This window comes from Bacteroidota bacterium (assembly GCA_016720935.1).
GTDB lineage: Bacteria > Bacteroidota > Bacteroidia > AKYH767-A > 2013-40CM-41-45 > JADKJP01.
The window spans coordinates 250,001-267,460 of sequence record JADKJP010000003.1 but is presented as its reverse complement, the minus strand read 5'-3'; the positions used below and the strand labels follow the sequence as shown (position 1 = coordinate 267,460).

Genomic DNA, 17,460 nt, shown 5'->3' with positions numbered 1-17,460 from the left:
ATAAAACATGATACAAATCAGAGCAAAAATGGGCCGTAGAGGGGAAAGTATGAGAAAAGTCATGTATCGACAATCGCAAAAATCTTTGCGCTCTTTGCGTAAAAAATTTCTCGCAAAGACGCGAAGAGCGCAAAGTCAATTTATGAATGAATCCCAGCTCAAAAAAGAAAGCCCCGCTGTTGGGCGGGGCTTTCGGGAATTGCATTTAGAGCAGATTATTGTTTTATGAGTTTCTTAGAAACTGTTGCTCTGCCTTCTGATTGTAAACGGAGGGTGTAAACTCCATCAGCCTGATCTTTCAAATCGATCACCTGGATTTGTGTACCAGCGGATGTAAAGTGTTTCGCGAACACTGTTCTACCCATGAGGTCACTAACAGTGAGTGTAAAGTCACCGGCGCCTTGTGTAAGGACATTGAACAGGTTGTTTGAAGGGTTCGGGTAAACGCTTACTTTGGCTTCCGCGAGAGGGTTGCTGATACCAACTGTAGTAACAGTCATACACTCTGAAGTATCAGAACAAGCGCCTACAGTGACAACAACCGCGTAGTTACCATTTGTTCCAACGTGGAAGCTTTGTCCGGTTTCACCGGAAATCGCCGCATTTCCATTGTTACAATCGATCCACTGGTAAGTTGCACCTGTCGCAGCCGCGATAAGAATTGTATCGGATGCGGAAACATCTGTCATAGGAATTGACAATGTATCACTCACAAAATCAGTACATCCGTTACCGTTCGTGATAAACAAATCGGCATATTTTACTCCACAGGTAGTAAATGTCTGAGATGGATTAGCTGACAAAGAATAGGTCAGGTAGTTGTAATTCTCATCGTAGAAATTCCATACATAAGATGTAATGTTTCCAACGGATGTACTTGTGAAATCTACAGTGTTACCATTTTCTGAATACGTGAAATCCGCATAAGGATCACTTTGTACCTCTACATTTTTCTGGATGTAACTGCTACAACCGGTTGCAGTAGTCACGGTATGCCACACTGGCTTTCTGCCTCCACAAGTGAATGTATGAGTCGGGTTCGGGTCAGTGGATGAAGCTCCATCAGCGAAATCCCAGTAATGAGTCAAACCTGTTCCTGTAGATGCATCTGTAAAAGTTACAGTTGAACCATTTACGCTATAAGTATAATCAGCTACCGGGGAACCAGAAATTTCGACTCTTTGATAAGTTACAACGTTGCATGTATTGCCATAAGCTGTAAGAAAAACATAGTATGCTCCGGGGCAAGCGTAGACGTGCGTTGGAGCAGACTGGTTGCTGGTTGTACCATCACCGAACTCCCACAGAAAACCGGTTGTGGTTCCGGTAGATGTATTACTGAAGCTTACAGTCTGATTTGGTAAAATGTTCGGGATAAATCCGGGATTAGGATCACCTACTACAACAACTTCTTTGTAGATATAAGAAGTGCAACCTGTAACATTCGTAATTTCGAGTGCAACATTGTATCTGCCTCCACAACCAAAATCATGAGTTGGGTTTGCGCTACCGTCCTGACCTCCATCACCGAAATACCAATGATAAGTAAGCGCTGTACTGGAGACAGAAAGGTCTGTGAAGTTCACAATTGTTCCTGAAGCACTGAAGCTGAAATCCGCCTGAGGATCACCGGTAACAGTAACATTTCTGGAACTTTGGTTAGAGCATCCGACCGTATAAGCAGTAAGACGAACAAAATAATTTCCCGGGCAGAGATAAGTATGAGTCGGGTTAGGTGCTGTACTGTTAGAACCATCACCAAAATCCCACTCGTAATTTGTAATACCTGAACCCGTAGAAGTGTTCACAAATGTTGCAGTCAATCCAGTGCTGGTTGAGAAGAATGAAGCTGTCGGGCTTCCAACAACTGTCACATTACGCGAAAATATCCTGCTGGTACAAGGACCAAAAGAGTTTACTGTGAGCTGGATGTTATAATTTCCAGGGCAAGCATATGTATGCGAAGGATTTTGTGTGTTATCAGTATTTCCATCACCGAAATCCCAATTCCAGGCAAGGTTTTGGCCAGTTGATTCATCTGTCAAACTAACAGTAGTTCCATTGACTGATGCAATCGAGAAAGAAGCCTGAGGATCACCATTTGCATAAATTCCATCGGTATAGCTGCTGGTACATAAATTGATATCTGTAATTGTTAAGGTCACAATATAGGAACCTGAACAAGTGTAGGTTTGAACGGGAGACTGCGCGATACCTGTTGAACCGTCACCGAAATCCCAAAGATAAGATGTTGGTGTACCTGTAGAAGTATTTGTGAAGCTAATCACATTACCTGCAGCAGAAGTTGTGAATGAAGGAGAAACAAGTGCACCTGAAACTGTCACACTATTTTGGTATTGGGTTGAACAACCAGTTGCATCAGTGATTACTAATGAAACAGTATAGGTACCCGGACAAGTGTAAGTATGAATTGGATTCTGAATATTATCAGTACCACCATCACCAAAATTCCATTGCCAATCAGTAATGTTTCCACTAGAGGCATCTGCAAAATCAACAGTATTACCGTTTACAGTGGTATTGTATGATGCAGAAATGTTTGTAGTCGCCTGGTAAGAAACCGCGAAATTACCGCCGATATAATCCCAGTCATCAGTTACAACGAGGAAATACCATTGAGAAACAGTAGCAGTGTAAGTTAAAATTGAAAGGTAGGGACGAGGATCGTCACATGCGTCTTCATTGCTTGCCATGAAGGTTCCGTCAGGCCAATTGTAAAGTGCCAGATAGGTGTCAAAGTCAGCGTATGCACCGTCACCGCAGCCCGTTTTAAAAGTATAAGTTGTACCGGCGTTACCAAAGAAATAATACCATTTGCAATTTCCGCCCGGTGCAAAATCGTAAAGTGTTTGCCAGGAACAGGTAGGATCTGGTGAAAGCGCAGCATACTGATAATTGTTATAGACGGTTGTTGCGTCACAACTTTGTGCTGATACGGACAAATTGGATCCGGTCAGTAAAGTCAGAAGCAACAGGAACCATCCCTGTCGATTGAAGAGATTTAGTAATTGTTTTTTCATGTTGGTTTTTGGTGTTTAGGTATGAGAGATTAGTTGTTAGTGGTTGGTGGTTAGTGGTTAGTGGCGTGGGATTGCGGATTGGGTCTCAATCTTATTATGAATTGATTTGCGGGCAATTAAATGTCATTAGTTTTTGGGGAAACAGGACAACAGGAATGTTGACCAATCATAGTTTAGAATTAATCAGTAAAATAATCCGATGCGAAGAGTCGCACAGAAATTCAATCGTTTAGCAGTTTAATAGGTAATGGAAGCTTAAGTGTTCAGGCTAATTTATTCAACAGGGCAATCAATTCAATATTTCAATAAGTTAATCAATGATTAGGTTAATAGGGTATTCAAGAAGGAGTTCAAATATATCAAAAATTGATTAAAAACAAGCATTTTTGAATAAATTAGTTGAATCGAAAAAAAGATAAAACAGGCAGTTAACCTAAAAAACTTCACTAATGAGCTGAAATCAATCCGGCCCGGGTTATTTGCAATAAACCAAGTTCTTTATGCAATCTGATTAGATGGCCTCTGAGGTGGTGATTTCCAGGGTTCCTTCCCGAATCAATTATTTATCGAATGCCTTGTAAAAAATCCAGATAATCCTGACCACGCTTTTCGGCAAAAAAATCCAGCGAGAGCATGAGGGCTGATTGAATGAACAAGCCGATTCCAATACCTTTCAGGAAAAATGACTGATCGAACAAAAACATCAACAGCAAACCGGAAACAAGAAGTACAATTTCTACATAACGATAAATGATAAAGTTTTTCATCACTACCTGCATGCGTGGAATTTCTTCTGAAGATATTTTCTCCTTTTCAGTTTGAATAATTGATGTTACCCGTTGAATATCTTTCGGACTTCGAAAATATACCGAAGTGCCTACAGTGATTTGTATAAAAGCAATAGCAATCAAGGGCCAACACATGCCATTGTAAAAAGGTTGTTTGATCTGCAGAATAAAATATGCTGAAACTGAAATCGCGATTATTCCGACAAGGATAAAAAGAAGGCTTTCGGATTTTTCGGCGTTAAAATAATTTATGACTGGCTCCATCAGGAATTACATTATAAATCTTTGCGTTCTTTGTGTGAAATAATTTTCGCGCAAAGGTGCAAAGAGCGCAAAGATTTTCTTGATTATTTTTTAGTGATCGCCGGTTCGTTGGCGAGGTTATCAAAATCGACAAGATCCATTTTGATCGATCCGATCAGGATGTCTGTTTGTACGCGTACGGGAATTCTGTTTTTATCGTCGCTGATCCAGACTGTCATGTCCTCCTGATCTTTGAATACTCGTCCTTCCTGTAACATCGGACGAAACTTTACACATTTAAATGTTCCCTTTTTTGTTTTCACTTCTTCCCTACCAAGAAATTTCAGGTTGAGCGGAATGGTGGCATCATCCAGATAACCCATGATTGGAAAAATATCTCCTTCCTTTGCATTCGCGAAATCGAGTGTGCGTGCATAATAAAATGCGGAAATAAGGTCCTGGGTATTTTCCGGAATTGAAATCGTTTTTTTCTCGCTGTAAGCGGAGTCTTTGTAATGATTGAAACTGACGTTTTGATTGATGATATAACCGCCTTCATTCACGCGACGGATAAACATCCATGGAAGCATTGCATCTTTGTCAACTACACTTTCATATCGGTCCCTGACTTTAAAAAACCAGTCGAATGCTCCAACAGTGCTTCCGGTGCCGACAACATGATAACAATCGCGGCCACCAAAATTTTTCAGATCACTTTTAACTTCCAGAATGGCTTCTCCGGCATCCATAAATCCGTAGTGAATGCGGAATTTTAGAATTTCTCCGGGTTTGAAAGATTCATTCTTGATTGTACGGAGCTTCTTTTGCGCTGGGACAACACCGCTTGCACCGAAGGAAAAAAGAATGAAGAGAAGGATGAGCTTTTTCATGAAGGGGGAGAAAGCAAATACCGGACCGGACCGCTGATTATGCTGATAAGGATGATGAATAGGATGGTCCATGTGATGGCAAAGATAGGGGCAAATTTATGAAGGACAGAATCGGAATGTACTTGCTGTCCAAGGAATAAGTATCCTATAATCAGCGGTTTAAGTGAAAATTTAGGATACTAAGAAGCCGGCTGATTTCGTCCTTTTTAACGAAAACCGGCCGGCTTTAGTTTATTCTTGATTTATTTTCTCAGGAAGGATCAGCTTCCCCGCGAAATTCAGAGTTTTCTTCGGTGACATTTTCATCCGTCGACTCGACCTGGTTCTCCATAAAAATAGATTTCCGATCCGGGATCTGCAGGTCCTCCTCCTCCCCCATGACCGGAGGAATTTCTTCTTCAGAATTTTCTATTTCAACCTCTTCTTCAGCAATGACTTCTGGAAGATTCTCTGACTGTTCAAGAGAATTTTCTTCATTGCTTTCTTCTGAATTCACAACTGCTTCAACTTCTTCTGAAATTTCAGCTGTAATCTCTATGCCTTCAGTTTGTTCTGTTCCCAAAACATCTTCAGGCGTCATTTCGACAGGTGTATTGTCTTCGAGTTCAGAATCGGCATACTCGCTGGAAGAACCGATTTCATTCTGTTCGATGTGAAGGTCTTTGAGCTGTGGAAGATCTTTCACGGATTTGATTCCGAAGTAATCCATGAAACTCTGGCTGGTGCTGTACAATACCGGACGACCGGGACCATCGCTTTTTCCGGAGATGGAAATAAGATCTTTTTCCAGCAGTTTCTGAATCGCATAATCGCAACTTACTCCACGAATATGTTCCATTTCAGACTTGGTGATGGGCTGGCGGTATGCGATGATGGACAAGGTTTCCATCTGCGGAACAGACAACTTCTTTTTTGATTTGTGCTGGATCAGGGCGTTGATCGTAGCATGGTATTCCTTTTTGGTCATGAACTGATAACCTTCAGAAATTTCCACCAACTGAAAAGAATAGTCTTCCCCTTCGTATTTGGCTTTGATCTCTTCGATGGCCCTCAGGATCGCAGCTTCGGCAGGTTCCCAGTCAAAAGTTAATTTCAGCGAAGCGGCGATTTCTTCGAGCGAAATACTTTGCTCGGAACAGAAGATCAGGGCTTCGATATGCTGATTTAATTGATTCATAATTAGTTAAAGGGGAGAGAATTAAATGATGTCGCAAATTAGAATTTTTTGCAGAATCTGACCAAAAAATCAATTCACAATCCAAATAACCCTCTGTAAGTAAAGGTAATAGTTTTTACACAACGATGTTTACGATTCTTCCGGGAACTACTACTACTTTTTTAGGAGTTGTTCCGCCCAGGAGTTTTTTGACCTCCTCCGCATTCATCACTTCCCGTTCGATTTCCTCTTTTGATAAAGAAAGCGCGATGTTGAGATTGAATTTGGTCTTTCCATTTACTGAAATCGGATAATCGAAAGCATCTTCAGTCATATATTCCTCACGGAATTCAGGAAAGGAAGCCTTCGTGATACTTTCATTGTGCCCAAGCTTTTCCCATAATTCCTCAGCAATATGCGGTGCATAAGGAGAAACGATGATGGCAAGGGGTTCAAGGATGGCACGTTTATTACATTTCAAATCCGTGAGTTCATTTACACAAATCATAAAATTACTAACTGATGTATTGAAAGAATACCGATCAATATCTTCAACTATCTTCTTGATGGTTTTGTGAAGTGCCTTCAACTCGGCTTTTGTCGGTTCTGTTTCAGAAACATCCCAAACGAGATCTCTGCTGGCTGCATCCTGACGGTGGTAAAGCTTCCACAGCTTGCGAATGAAATTGGAAGTTCCGCTGATACCATTGGTATTCCAGGGTTTTGAGAGCTCAAGGGGACCGAGGAACATTTCGTATAGACGAAGACAATCAGCGCCATAACGGTTCACCATGTCATCAGGATTTACAACGTTGTGCCAGCGTTTGGACATTTTTTCAATTTCACTTCCGCAGAGGTATTTACCATTCTCTAAAACGAATTCCGCGTTTTCAAATTCAGGTCTCCACAACTTGAATTTTTCAATATCGAGTTCATCATTTTCAACAAGGTTTACATCCACATGCAAAGCTGTTGTTTCGTGATTTTTCCTCAGTCCGAAGGATACATATGTATTCGAATCTTTCACTCTGTACACAAAATTTGACCGTCCCTGGATCATCCCCTGGTTGATCAATTTTTTGGCTGGTTCCTGCACAGGAATATATCCCAGGTCATACAGAAATTTTGTCCAGAAGCGAACATAGAGCAAATGCCCGGTGGCATGTTCAGCGCCACCCATGTACAGATCTACATCTTGCCAGTAATTAAGCGCTTCTTTGGAGGCAAATTCTTTGTTGTTGTTTGCATCCATATACCGCAGAAAATACCAGGAAGATCCGGCCCATCCGGGCATAGTCGTAGTTTCAAAATCGTATTTGCCCTGGTATTTCCAGTTTTTTGCTCTGGCCAATGGTGGTTCTCCATCTTCTGTCGGAAGATACTTGTCTACATCGGGAAGAATTACCGGCAAATCTTTTTCATCTACTGTATAAGGAATTCCATCCTTATAATACACCGGAATCGGTTCTCCCCAATACCGTTGTCTTCCGAAGATCGCGTCACGCAAACGGAAATTTACTTTGCCTGTTCCAATCTTTTTCTTTTCGATTTCTTCGATCGCCTTTCGTATTGCCTTTTTTACTTCCAGTCCGTTCAGGAAATCTGAATTCATGCATTTGCCTTCTTTTGCATCAAAGGATTGTTCCTGAATATCGATTCCTTCAGGGGATTCTACGACCTGGATAATCGGCAAAGCAAAATGTTTTGCGAATGCATGATCACGTTCATCATGACCGGGAACAGCCATGACGGCTCCGGTTCCATAACCGGCTAACACATAATCTCCAATCCAGATTGGAATTGCTTTTCCTGTAAAGGGATGCTCCGCATAAGCTCCGGTGAAAACACCGGTAATGCGTTTTACTTCGGTCATTCTTTCACGGTCGCTGCGATTCTTTGCTTCTTCTACATATTTCAGGACAGCAGGTCTTTGTTCTTCTGTTGTGATTTCTGAAACAAGTGAATGTTCCGGTGCAAGTGTCATGAATGAAACTCCGAAAATTGTATCCGGACGGGTGGTGAACACCTCGAAAGCCTTGTTAGAATTCATCACTTTGAATTCAAGCTGCGCTCCTTCACTTCGGCCTATCCAGTTACGCTGCTGTTCTTTTAGAGAGTCAGTCCAGTCGATGGTATCCAGATCATCGAGCAATCGTTGTGCATACGCAGTAATCCGAAGGCTCCATTGTTTCATGAGTTTGCGTTCGACGGGATATCCACCGCGTTCGCTTACACCGTCTTTTACTTCTTCGTTGGCAAGTACTGTTCCCAGAGCAGGACACCAGTTGACTGTCGTTTCACTTAGAAAGGCGAGGCGATAGTCTTGCAAAAATTCCTGTTGAGATGCTATGGAAAGTTCATTCCACTTTTTATTCCCGGGCACAGAGATCTTTCCAGCGTTGATTTTTTCGATCAGCGTATCGATGGGTTCTGCCTTGTTAGTTTCAGAATTGTACCAGGAATTGAACAGTTTGATAAAAATCCACTGAGTCCATTTGTAATAAGAAGGATCGCTTGTTCTGACTTCCCTGCTCCAGTCAAAAGAAAAGCCGATGTTATCAAGTTGCTCCCTATATCTGGCGATATTTTGTTCTGTGGTAATCGCGGGATGTGTCCCGGTTTGAATCGCGTATTGTTCAGCAGGCAAACCGAATGCGTCATATCCCATCGGATGCAGGACATTGAAACCTTTTAATCTTTTATAACGGGAATATATATCCGAAGCGATATAGCCAAGTGGATGACCGACATGCAATCCAGCTCCTGAAGGATATGGGAACATATCCAATACATAATATTTGGGTTTTGACAGATCAATATCCGCCTTGTAAACCTGCTGTTCCTTCCAGCGGTTCTGCCATTTTTTTTCTATTGATTTGAAATTGTACTCCATTGTTATTGGTTTCGGGTTTCGGGTTGGTTAGTTGGTTATTGGGTTATTGGGTTATTGGGTTATTAGGTTATTGGAAGATTAGGATACCGAATTCAAATATTTCCAAATTCTTTTCTGCAATCAGTTAAAAGCTGAACCCGGAACCAGACAAATCTTTGCCAACATGCGAATGTAGAAAAATAAGACGACAGGTTGGATTTGGCGGGTTTGGGAGGGGGAATCTTTATGTACTTTCGTGATTCGAATTTTCATGGAAAAAGATCCCCAAAAAGACAGCAATAAGCGCTTACGTTCATCTTACGTTTCCGCTATCATCAGTATTTCACTGGTGCTTTTCATGCTCGGTTTGCTGGGTTTATTGGTCATCGATGCCCGGAAGATTTCAGACTATGTAAAGCAACATGTAGAACTGAATATTTTCCTTCAGGACCAGGTCTCTGACGCGGATGTACAGTCCTTCAGGGAAATGCTTCAAACATTGCCTTTTGTCAGTAACACACGTTATGTATCGAAAGAAGAGGCTTTGGACAGTCTGAAAAAAGACCTCGGAGAAGGTGCCGTGAGCATGCTGGAATCAAATCCATTACCTGCAACGATTGATATCAGTTTGAAAGCGGATTACGCTCAAACCGACAGCTTACGACTGATCAGTGAATTGTTGTCCCAGAATAAACTGGTGAGAGATGTGGTTTACCAGGAAACCGAAATCAGCAGGATGAACAAAAACTTCCGGACGGTTGCTTTGGTAATCCTCTTCTTTTGTCTGCTTTTGTTTGTTGTGGCGGTGGCTCTCATTCACAACACGATTCGTTTATCCATGTACTCCAAAAGATTTTTGATCAAGAGTATGCAGCTGGTAGGTGCGACAAAAAATTTCATACGATGGCCTTTTATCCGAAAAAGTCTGGCTCACGGATTGTATGCGGGTTTCGTCGCCATAATATTGTTAGGTGGTATTGTATACCTCATTGAAACAAGATTTCCTGTCCTGGGCCAGTTGTCGGATTTGAACATTATGATTTTACTTTTTGCCTGCATTCTTGTACTCGGTATTTTACTATCAGGTTTAAGTACCTATTTCGCGGTGAATAAATATCTCCGGCTGAGAACAGAAGAATTGTATTAAAGTTCTTTCGAGCTGCCATGCTTCAATACGAACAATCCTGAATCACAAAGTGCTCCAAAGTTTCACAAAGTTCTACTAAGATTTTTGGATTAATACTCACAGTGTTCTTTGTGAAGTCTTAGTGTACTCTGTGCTTCAAGAGTGTTTTGTCAACCGGAACGATCCGATAATAAGAAAAGCAAAAACGCTTAAAATCCCTCTTTTCTTGAATTTTCACCTTGTTTTCAGGTGGATTTAAGAGAAAACAGTATACTTGCAGCTCTATTCAGGTGAATTCAAAGAACATGGCTAAAAAAGAAAACAAACCGACGATTGACTTTGCATTTGGCAAGGAGAATTATGTATTGATGCTGATTGCCATCGCGCTGATTTTTATTGGCTTTGTTTGCATGTCAGGCGGAGGTTCGAAAGATCCTTCCGTTTGGGATCCATCCATCTTCAGTTTCCGCAGGATTACACTTGCCCCTATCCTTGTGATCGGAGGACTCGTTGTAGCGGTTGTTGCGGTATTGAAAAAAACGAAAGAATAAAACTAATACTTCCTGATGTGCAGATACTGAAGGTATAGATCTTCCTGTCTGCACATTTTTTATTGAAGGAATCTTCTGATCAGATCGATCTAATAAACTTAGTTTTCTTATTCTGCTATGAATTATCTCCAGGCGATTATCCTTGCCATTATTGAAGGGCTGACCGAATTCCTTCCTGTTTCATCTACAGGTCATATGATCATTGGTTCTTCTGTGATGGGAATCGCCAAGGAAGACTTTACAAAAACCTTTACAGTTGTCATCCAATTTGGCGCTATCCTTTCGGTGGTCGCATTGTATTGGAGAAAATTTATTCCGACCGATGGAAACTTGCAGAAAAGTTTTGCTTTTTACCGACGTCTTTTGCTCGCGTTCATTCCAGCCGTGGTATTCGGATTGCTGTTCAAGAAGTACATCGATATGATGTTGGAGAATGTAATCGTAGTAGCTGTTTCACTTTTACTTGGAGGAATATTATTCCTGATGCTGGACAAATGGTTTGCCAGGGCTGAAGAGCGTGGATCTCCTGACTTGGAATCCAATTCGAAAGCTGTCAAAATAGGTATGTTCCAGGTTATCGCGATGATCCCCGGTGTTTCCCGTTCTGCAGCAACAATTATCGGCGGACTTACACAGGGATTAAATAAAAAAGCTGCAGCTGAATTTTCATTTTTTCTTGCGGTACCAACTATGTTCGCAGCAACGGTAAAAGATTTGTACGATTTGTACAAACATGGCGGAGGTTTTCAGGGAAATCAGATTGAATTACTGATCGTAGGAAATATAGTTGCATTTTTTGTGGCCATGCTTGCCATTAAATCATTCATTGGCTTTCTGACGAAAAATGGATTTAAATTATTCGGCTATTACAGGATTATCGTCGGCGGGACAATCTTAATTCTGTATTTCCTGGGTTTCGAACTTACTTTGTTCTAATTCCGAAGTATGGCATATGATTTCATCCGGGATGCGGAACAATTAATCAGCGGACAAATATTCCTGATCAATAAACCCTATCAATGGACCTCATTTGATGTTGTTCGAAAACTCAAAGGAGCGCTGAGCGCTTTTTACAAAAGCCGGCATACCGGAGAAAAAGAAATCCGGAAATTAAAAATCGGTCACGCAGGAACTTTGGATCCTTTGGCTACAGGTTTACTCATTTTGTGTACGGGAAAATTCACAAAGAGAATTTCAGAGATTCAGGATGCTGAAAAGGAATACACCGGCACTTTTGTTTTGGGGGCAAATACGGTTTCCCATGATCTGGAATCCGAAGTAATTGCCCGACCGAATGTGCGCCTTCCAAAGGCGGAAGAATTGCTATCCATTGCTAACCAATTCATTGGCATACAAATGCAAACACCTCCGGCACATTCTGCGGTGAAGGTTGGAGGAAAACGAGCCTACCAGTTAGCAAGACAAGGCAAAGAAGTAGAAATCAAACCTAAAGAAATCGAAATCAGAGAATTTGAAATAACCCGCATAGAACTCCCTGAAGTGGATTTTCGTGTGGTTTGTACCAAGGGAACATACATCCGGACACTTGCTTTTGATTTCGGTGAAAAACTTGGAACGGGAGCCTACCTTTCGGCGCTTTGCAGGACCCGTATCGGTGAGTACAAATTGCAGAATGCGGTTGACCCGATAGAATTCTCAAGTCAAATTACTGACAAACAGATCATTTCATAGTTCTTGTCAATCAAAAATAATTATTCACAAACCCTTTACAAGGGGGGTAGCGGTATATTATCTTTGCCGCCCCTATTTGATTTTCAGAGGGTTTTACATATCGAACAGAAATGAAATTATCCCAGTTTAAAATTAGCATCCCCGAAAGCCTTATTGCCACACATCCGGCAAAAAACCGAGAAGACGCTCGTCTGATGGTTTTAGACAGGAAAACAGGAAAAATTGAGCACAAACATTTCAAAGACATCCTTGGTTATTTCAACGAAGGTGACGTGATGGTTGTGAACAATACCCGTGTATTCCCTGCACGTTTGTATGGTAACAAAGAAAAAACCGGCGCCAAGATTGAGGTCTTTTTGCTGCGTGAATTGAACCGTGAGAGCCGTCTTTGGGATGTATTGGTAGACCCTGCAAGAAAGATCCGTATCGGCAACAAGCTGTATTTCGGTGACGATGATTTGCTTGTCGCGGAGGTTATTGACAATACTACCTCACGCGGAAGAACTCTTCGGTTCCTTTTTGATGGTCCTTATGAAGAGTTCAAAAAAGCGATTACTCAGTTGGGAAACACTCCGCTTCCAAAATATATCAAGCGTAAGGCTGAACCGGAAGATGTGGAGCGTTACCAGACTGTTTTTGCAAGACATGAGGGAGCTGTAGCAGCACCAACAGCCGGATTGCATTTCAGTATGCCACTTGTGAAAAGACTTGAACTCAAAGGCGTTCATTTTGCAGAACTTACTTTGCATGTTGGACTTGGAACTTTCCGTCCTGTTGAAGTTGAGGACCTCACCAAGCACAAAATGGATTCCGAGCAAGTGATTATCCCGAAAGATTGCTGCGAAATTGTCAACAAAGCCAAAGGAGCTAAAAAGAGAATTTGTGCTGTTGGAACAACTGTAATGCGTGGTATTGAAACTTCGGTTTCAACACAAGGTGAGTTGAAACCATTTGATGGCTGGACGAATAAATTCATTTTCCCTCCTTACGATTTCAGTGTTGCCAACACCATGATCACCAATTTCCACATGCCGGAATCAACGTTATTGATGATGGTTGCTGCGTTCGGCGGTTATGAGCATGTTATGCATGCTTACAAAGTAGCGATCAAAGAAAAATACAGATTCTACAGTTATGGTGATGCGATGTTGATCATCTAAACACAAGGATCAAAAAAAAGAGGCGGCCCCAAACTGGTGACCGCCTCTTTTTTTTGTGCAATACAAATCAAGGGAAAATTCCCAGGTTCTGATAAGCAACACCAAGCTTACGGATACCGCAAACAAAAGCCGCAGTTCTGAGGTCCTTGATGCGTGAATCTTTCAGACGAATATCACGAATGTCGTTGAAGGCATGAATCATTGTTTCTTCCAGTCCGGAACGTACGATATCGATTTCATCCGCTCCGTGAGTTAACACTTTGCGTTGTTTCGCGTCGAGATTTTTCCCGGTTATTTTTTCAACTGCGCCAATCAATTCAGAATTCGACATTTCCTGAAAACGTTTTTCCATACGTCCAAAGTGAACGTGAGAAAGATTTTTCAGCCATTCGAAATAGGAAACTGTCACACCACCGGCATTGAGGAATAAATCCGGAATGATCATGACGTTTCTTTGGAGCAGAATATTTTCAGCATTAGGAGTCACCGGACCATTTGCACCTTCAGCAATGATTTTTGCTTTCAGTCGTGGCGCATTATCTTTGGTGATTTGGTTTTCAAGAGCAGCCGGGATGAGAATGTCACATTCCTGTTCGAGGACTTCAAGGGAGTTTGTGAAATTTTTTGCTCCGGGATAATTCAGAATTGACTTGCTTGCCTTACGGTGTTTGAAAACAGCCTCTACATCCAATCCGTTTTCGTTGTAGATACCACCTTCATATTCAGCGATACCAACAATGATTCCACCTCCGTCGGAACAGAATTTTGCGGCATAATAACCTACGTTACCAAGACCCTGAACGATGATGCGTTTTCCCTGAATACCGGTGGTAAGTCCGATTTCTTTCATGTCTTCCGCATTATTCAATGCTTCGCGAAGACCAAAATAAAGACCTTGTCCGGTAGCTTCTGTACGTCCATGGATACCGCCCAAACCAAGAGGTTTACCGGTCACGCAACCCATTGCATTCAAATCGTCGTATTTAAATGTAGCGTAGGTGTCTGCTATCCAGGCCATTTCACGGGATCCACTACCATAATCAGGAGCAGGTACATCAATCGCGGCTCCGATCATGCTTTTCTTGATCAGTTCGGTCGTATAACGACGAGTAATTCGCTCGAGTTGGCGATCTGTATAATTTCTTGGATTAACCTTGATACCACCTTTTGCTCCACCGAATGGAAGATCCACCACGGCACATTTGAAGGTCATCAAAGTAGCCAAGGCTTTCACCTCATCTTCGTTAACAAATTCACTGTAACGAATACCACCTTTGGTAGGAGTACTGTGGTGACTGTGCTGAACACGAATCCCCTCGATTACTTCTATCTTCCCGTCCACTTCAAGAGGGAAATAAAATTTATAAATACTGTTACAGGTTTTAATCTGGTTTAACAGTCCGGGCTCAAAATCAGTAAATGCTGCAGCTTTATCAAATGAAGAAAGAACACCATCATAGAATTTCCGGCCATTTTCAATATCGTTGCTCATATTCGGTTTTTTAAAGAAGGCTGCAAATTTAGTCAAGTTTTCTACGGTTTTTCCCTCGAATGAAATTTCTAATTTTTAACTACAGGATGGGGGAAAAATCCTGAACTCTTCATAATTTCACCAAAATTTTAAAATGGAATTCTTAGGAAGATTGTTTATGAGCGCTTTGGCTGTGATCGTGACTGCCCTGATCCTGCCCGGAGTACATATTGACGGAGCATTAACCGCTTTAATTGTTGCTGCTGTTTTGTCACTGCTCAACGCGATTGTAAAGCCAATTCTCGTTTTTTTAACAATTCCCATTACCTTGTTATCTCTGGGATTATTTCTCCTGGTCATCAATGCGGGGATGATCCTGCTGGTGGACAAGCTGGTAGATGGATTTCATGTCCAAGGCTTCTGGACAGCGCTTTTCTTCAGTATTATTTTATCGCTGGTAACGTCCATCTTCAGTTCCTTTAATTCAAAAGAACAAAAGTGATTCCCATTGAGGAATGAAATGAAGAAGTAAAAAATGGGACTATCCGGTGATTCCGGATTATTTCATTCTGATGTCTTTAACATTCATCTGAATATTTGTTTTGCCATTGAAGGTATTTTCTTCAAGTGTATAACAAATATCAAAAGGAATGCGACGGGAAATAAAAGGATAGTATTGACCCATTTGAAAAGCAATTCCATCCAATCCAAAACGTGTTGTTTCATCTTCAGCGAGATTCAGCTTGAGATGATTATTACCTACGATGCGCGATAAACCTGTATCCCGAACATTTTCTGTGCGAAAAACCGGACTCATATTTCCGGGTCCAAAAGGGGCAAACTGTTTAAGTACACTGAAAAAGGAAGACGAGATTTCATTCAGTTTGAGAACAGAATCGATTTCGATTTCCTGTGTAAGCGACTTTTCATCGATGGTCGCGGAAACAATTTCTTCAAAACGCTCAGAGAATTTTTCGAGGTTTTCGAGTTTAAGTGTTAGTCCGGCCGCATACATATGTCCTCCGAATTGTTCCAGAAGATCACTGCAGGATTCTATGGCATTGTAAATATCAAAGTCTTTGACAGAGCGTGCTGAACCTGTTGCCAGTCCATTGGATTCAGTAAGAATGATCGTCGGGCGGTAATATTTTTCAGTGAGCCTGGAAGCTACGATACCGATGACACCTTTGTTCCATTCCGGGTGAAACAACACTGTAGATTTTCTTTTTGCAAAGAATGAGTCTTCCTGAATGATGCGTAATGCCTGTTCGGTAATATTTAAATCAAGGCTGCGGCGTTCAGAATTTTTTTCGTCGATATTTTTTCCTTCAAATAAAGCCTGTGCTGCATTCGCGGAAATCAGGAGATCAACTGCCTGTCGCGCATCCTGGATTCTACCGGCTGCATTGATACGCGGACCGATGATGAATACAATATCGTTGACTGTGAGCTCGCGTTTCACTTGTGCCAGTTCCAGAATCGCTTTGATTCCGGGTCTTGGATTTTTATTCAGCCATTGCAAACCGTGATACACGAGTACTCTGTTTTCACCAACAATGGGAACAATATCCGCTGCAGTACTTACCGCGACGAGATCCAGATAAACTTCTAGTTGTTCGAAAGGAATGTGATGACGTTGCGCGTAAGCCTGAATCAACTTAAAACCAATTCCACAACCGGATAATTCTTTAAAAGGATATTCATCGTCTTCGCGTTTTGGATCAAGAACGGCACTTGCATCCGGAAGGAATTCACCCGGACGATGATGATCGCAGATGACAAAATCAATTCCGCGTTCTTTGGCGTAATTCACTTTATCGTTTGCTTTGATTCCACAATCCAGAGCGATGATAAGGCTGAATCCATTTTCTTTCGCGTAATCAATTCCGGCAAAAGAAATTCCATAACCTTCTTTGTGACGATCGGGCAGATAATAATCTAAGTCGTTGTAGAAAGTTTTAAAAAAGGAGTAAACAAGAGCGACGGCAGTAGTACCATCGACATCATAATCTCCGTAGACGAGAATTTTTTCATTTGATGCCAATGCCTTTTCAATACGGTCGATAGCCTTTTCCATATCCTTCATCAGGAATGGATCATGCAGATCCGTCATTTTGGGACGAAAAAAAGTTTTGGCCTCCTCAAATGAAGTGATGCCGCGTTGAACCAACAAATTGGCCAGGGTAGAACTGATGTTCAATTGTTTCGCCAGTGATAAGACCAACGAATTTTCACCCTGGGGTTTCAGCGCCCACCGCTTCTCTTTTATTTCGACTTCCAACATTTCATGAAAAAAATGATTTGCAAGGTAATTAAATTGACGGTATTACGAATCCTCATAAAGTAAAATATCTTCACAGCATTTGGTGAATCGACGGAAATAAGGGATTGAGGATTGAGGATTGAGGATTGAGGATTGAGGATTGAGGATTGAGGATTGAGGATTGAGGATTGAGGATTGAGGATTGAG

The 17,460-nt window shown here is 41.6% G+C and carries 14 protein-coding genes; 7 read left to right on the top strand and 7 right to left on the bottom strand.

Annotated elements, in window-relative coordinates; translation table 11 throughout:
* Window positions 1–7 precede the first annotated feature (7 nt).
* Entirely contained in the window at window positions 8–229 is a 222-nt protein-coding gene (locus tag IPP86_03605) for a hypothetical protein (GenBank protein MBL0137603.1), read from the top strand.
* Here the strand turns inward: IPP86_03605 and IPP86_03600 are convergent.
* From IPP86_03600 to IPP86_03580, 5 genes are all read right to left on the bottom strand, one after another.
* Complete coding sequence (locus IPP86_03600; GenBank protein MBL0137602.1) at window positions 216–3,041, bottom strand: PKD domain-containing protein; 2,826 nt, start codon at window positions 3,039–3,041, stop codon at window positions 216–218. The genes IPP86_03605 and IPP86_03600 overlap by 14 nt on opposite strands.
* A 563-nt stretch (window positions 3,042–3,604) precedes the next feature.
* Window positions 3,605–4,093 carry a hypothetical protein gene (locus tag IPP86_03595; GenBank protein ID MBL0137601.1) on the bottom strand — a complete coding sequence of 163 codons (489 nt, stop codon included), beginning with the start codon at window positions 4,091–4,093 and terminating at the stop codon, window positions 3,605–3,607.
* Between the two features lie 83 nt (window positions 4,094–4,176).
* The gene (locus tag IPP86_03590; protein ID MBL0137600.1) at window positions 4,177–4,962 is read right to left on the bottom strand and encodes a DUF3108 domain-containing protein; all 786 of its coding nucleotides are present in this window, start codon (window positions 4,960–4,962) and stop codon (window positions 4,177–4,179) included.
* Window positions 4,963–5,212: 250 nt separating this feature from the next.
* The gene (scpB, locus tag IPP86_03585) at window positions 5,213–6,139 is read right to left on the bottom strand and encodes an SMC-Scp complex subunit ScpB (protein ID MBL0137599.1); all 927 of its coding nucleotides are present in this window, start codon (window positions 6,137–6,139) and stop codon (window positions 5,213–5,215) included.
* A gap of 115 nt (window positions 6,140–6,254) precedes the next feature.
* Window positions 6,255–9,011: a leucine--tRNA ligase gene (locus tag IPP86_03580; GenBank protein MBL0137598.1), complete on the bottom strand. Its 2,757-nt coding sequence runs from the start codon at window positions 9,009–9,011 to the stop codon at window positions 6,255–6,257.
* Window positions 9,012–9,261: 250 nt separating this feature from the next.
* Between IPP86_03580 and IPP86_03575 the strand changes: the two genes are divergently transcribed.
* The 5 genes from IPP86_03575 (at window position 9,262) to queA (ending at window position 13,519) form a co-directional block, all read left to right on the top strand.
* Window positions 9,262–10,137, top strand: coding sequence for a cell division protein FtsX (locus IPP86_03575; GenBank protein MBL0137597.1), 876 nt, complete (start codon window positions 9,262–9,264; stop codon window positions 10,135–10,137).
* Window positions 10,138–10,421: 284 nt separating this feature from the next.
* Complete coding sequence (locus IPP86_03570; protein ID MBL0137596.1) at window positions 10,422–10,667, top strand: DUF3098 domain-containing protein; 246 nt, start codon at window positions 10,422–10,424, stop codon at window positions 10,665–10,667.
* 117 nt (window positions 10,668–10,784) lie between these two features.
* Window positions 10,785–11,603, top strand: a complete 819-nt coding sequence (locus tag IPP86_03565; protein MBL0137595.1) for an undecaprenyl-diphosphate phosphatase — start codon at window positions 10,785–10,787, stop codon at window positions 11,601–11,603.
* A gap of 9 nt (window positions 11,604–11,612) precedes the next feature.
* Window positions 11,613–12,359, top strand: a complete 747-nt coding sequence (gene truB / locus IPP86_03560) for a tRNA pseudouridine(55) synthase TruB (protein ID MBL0137594.1) — start codon at window positions 11,613–11,615, stop codon at window positions 12,357–12,359.
* A gap of 110 nt (window positions 12,360–12,469) precedes the next feature.
* On the top strand, window positions 12,470–13,519 hold the full coding sequence (queA, locus tag IPP86_03555) for a tRNA preQ1(34) S-adenosylmethionine ribosyltransferase-isomerase QueA (GenBank protein ID MBL0137593.1): 1,050 nt from the start codon (window positions 12,470–12,472) through the stop codon (window positions 13,517–13,519).
* Window positions 13,520–13,586: 67 nt separating this feature from the next.
* Here the strand turns inward: queA and IPP86_03550 are convergent, their stop codons facing one another.
* A complete protein-coding gene (locus IPP86_03550; GenBank protein ID MBL0137592.1) occupies window positions 13,587–15,011 on the bottom strand; it encodes a Glu/Leu/Phe/Val dehydrogenase in 1,425 nt (474 codons plus the stop codon).
* A gap of 133 nt (window positions 15,012–15,144) precedes the next feature.
* Between IPP86_03550 and IPP86_03545 the strand changes: the two genes are divergently transcribed.
* Entirely contained in the window at window positions 15,145–15,492 is a 348-nt protein-coding gene (locus tag IPP86_03545) for a phage holin family protein (GenBank protein MBL0137591.1), read from the top strand.
* A 57-nt stretch (window positions 15,493–15,549) separates the two neighbouring features.
* Here the strand turns inward: IPP86_03545 and recJ are convergent, their stop codons facing one another.
* The gene (recJ, locus tag IPP86_03540) at window positions 15,550–17,274 is read right to left on the bottom strand and encodes a single-stranded-DNA-specific exonuclease RecJ (GenBank protein ID MBL0137590.1); all 1,725 of its coding nucleotides are present in this window, start codon (window positions 17,272–17,274) and stop codon (window positions 15,550–15,552) included.
* Window positions 17,275–17,460 lie beyond the last annotated feature (186 nt).

Bases quoted from the DNA above. Each gene is read 5' to 3' on its own strand.
- IPP86_03600 (MBL0137602.1), bottom strand. From the start codon at position 3,041: ATGAAAAAACAATTACTAAATCTCTTCAATCGACAGGGATGGTTCCTG.
- recJ (MBL0137590.1), bottom strand. From the start codon at position 17,274: ATGTTGGAAGTCGAAATAAAAGAGAAGCGGTGGGCGCTGAAACCCCAG.
- IPP86_03575 (MBL0137597.1), top strand. From the start codon at position 9,262: ATGGAAAAAGATCCCCAAAAAGACAGCAATAAGCGCTTACGTTCATCT.
- IPP86_03550 (MBL0137592.1), bottom strand. From the start codon at position 15,011: ATGAGCAACGATATTGAAAATGGCCGGAAATTCTATGATGGTGTTCTT.
- truB (MBL0137594.1), top strand. From the start codon at position 11,613: ATGGCATATGATTTCATCCGGGATGCGGAACAATTAATCAGCGGACAA.
- IPP86_03545 (MBL0137591.1), top strand. From the start codon at position 15,145: ATGGAATTCTTAGGAAGATTGTTTATGAGCGCTTTGGCTGTGATCGTG.
- IPP86_03590 (MBL0137600.1), bottom strand. From the start codon at position 4,962: ATGAAAAAGCTCATCCTTCTCTTCATTCTTTTTTCCTTCGGTGCAAGC.
- IPP86_03565 (MBL0137595.1), top strand. From the start codon at position 10,785: ATGAATTATCTCCAGGCGATTATCCTTGCCATTATTGAAGGGCTGACC.
- IPP86_03570 (MBL0137596.1), top strand. From the start codon at position 10,422: ATGGCTAAAAAAGAAAACAAACCGACGATTGACTTTGCATTTGGCAAG.
- scpB (MBL0137599.1), bottom strand. From the start codon at position 6,139: ATGAATCAATTAAATCAGCATATCGAAGCCCTGATCTTCTGTTCCGAG.
- IPP86_03580 (MBL0137598.1), bottom strand. From the start codon at position 9,011: ATGGAGTACAATTTCAAATCAATAGAAAAAAAATGGCAGAACCGCTGG.
- queA (MBL0137593.1), top strand. From the start codon at position 12,470: ATGAAATTATCCCAGTTTAAAATTAGCATCCCCGAAAGCCTTATTGCC.
- IPP86_03605 (MBL0137603.1), top strand. From the start codon at position 8: ATGATACAAATCAGAGCAAAAATGGGCCGTAGAGGGGAAAGTATGAGA.
- IPP86_03595 (MBL0137601.1), bottom strand. From the start codon at position 4,093: ATGGAGCCAGTCATAAATTATTTTAACGCCGAAAAATCCGAAAGCCTT.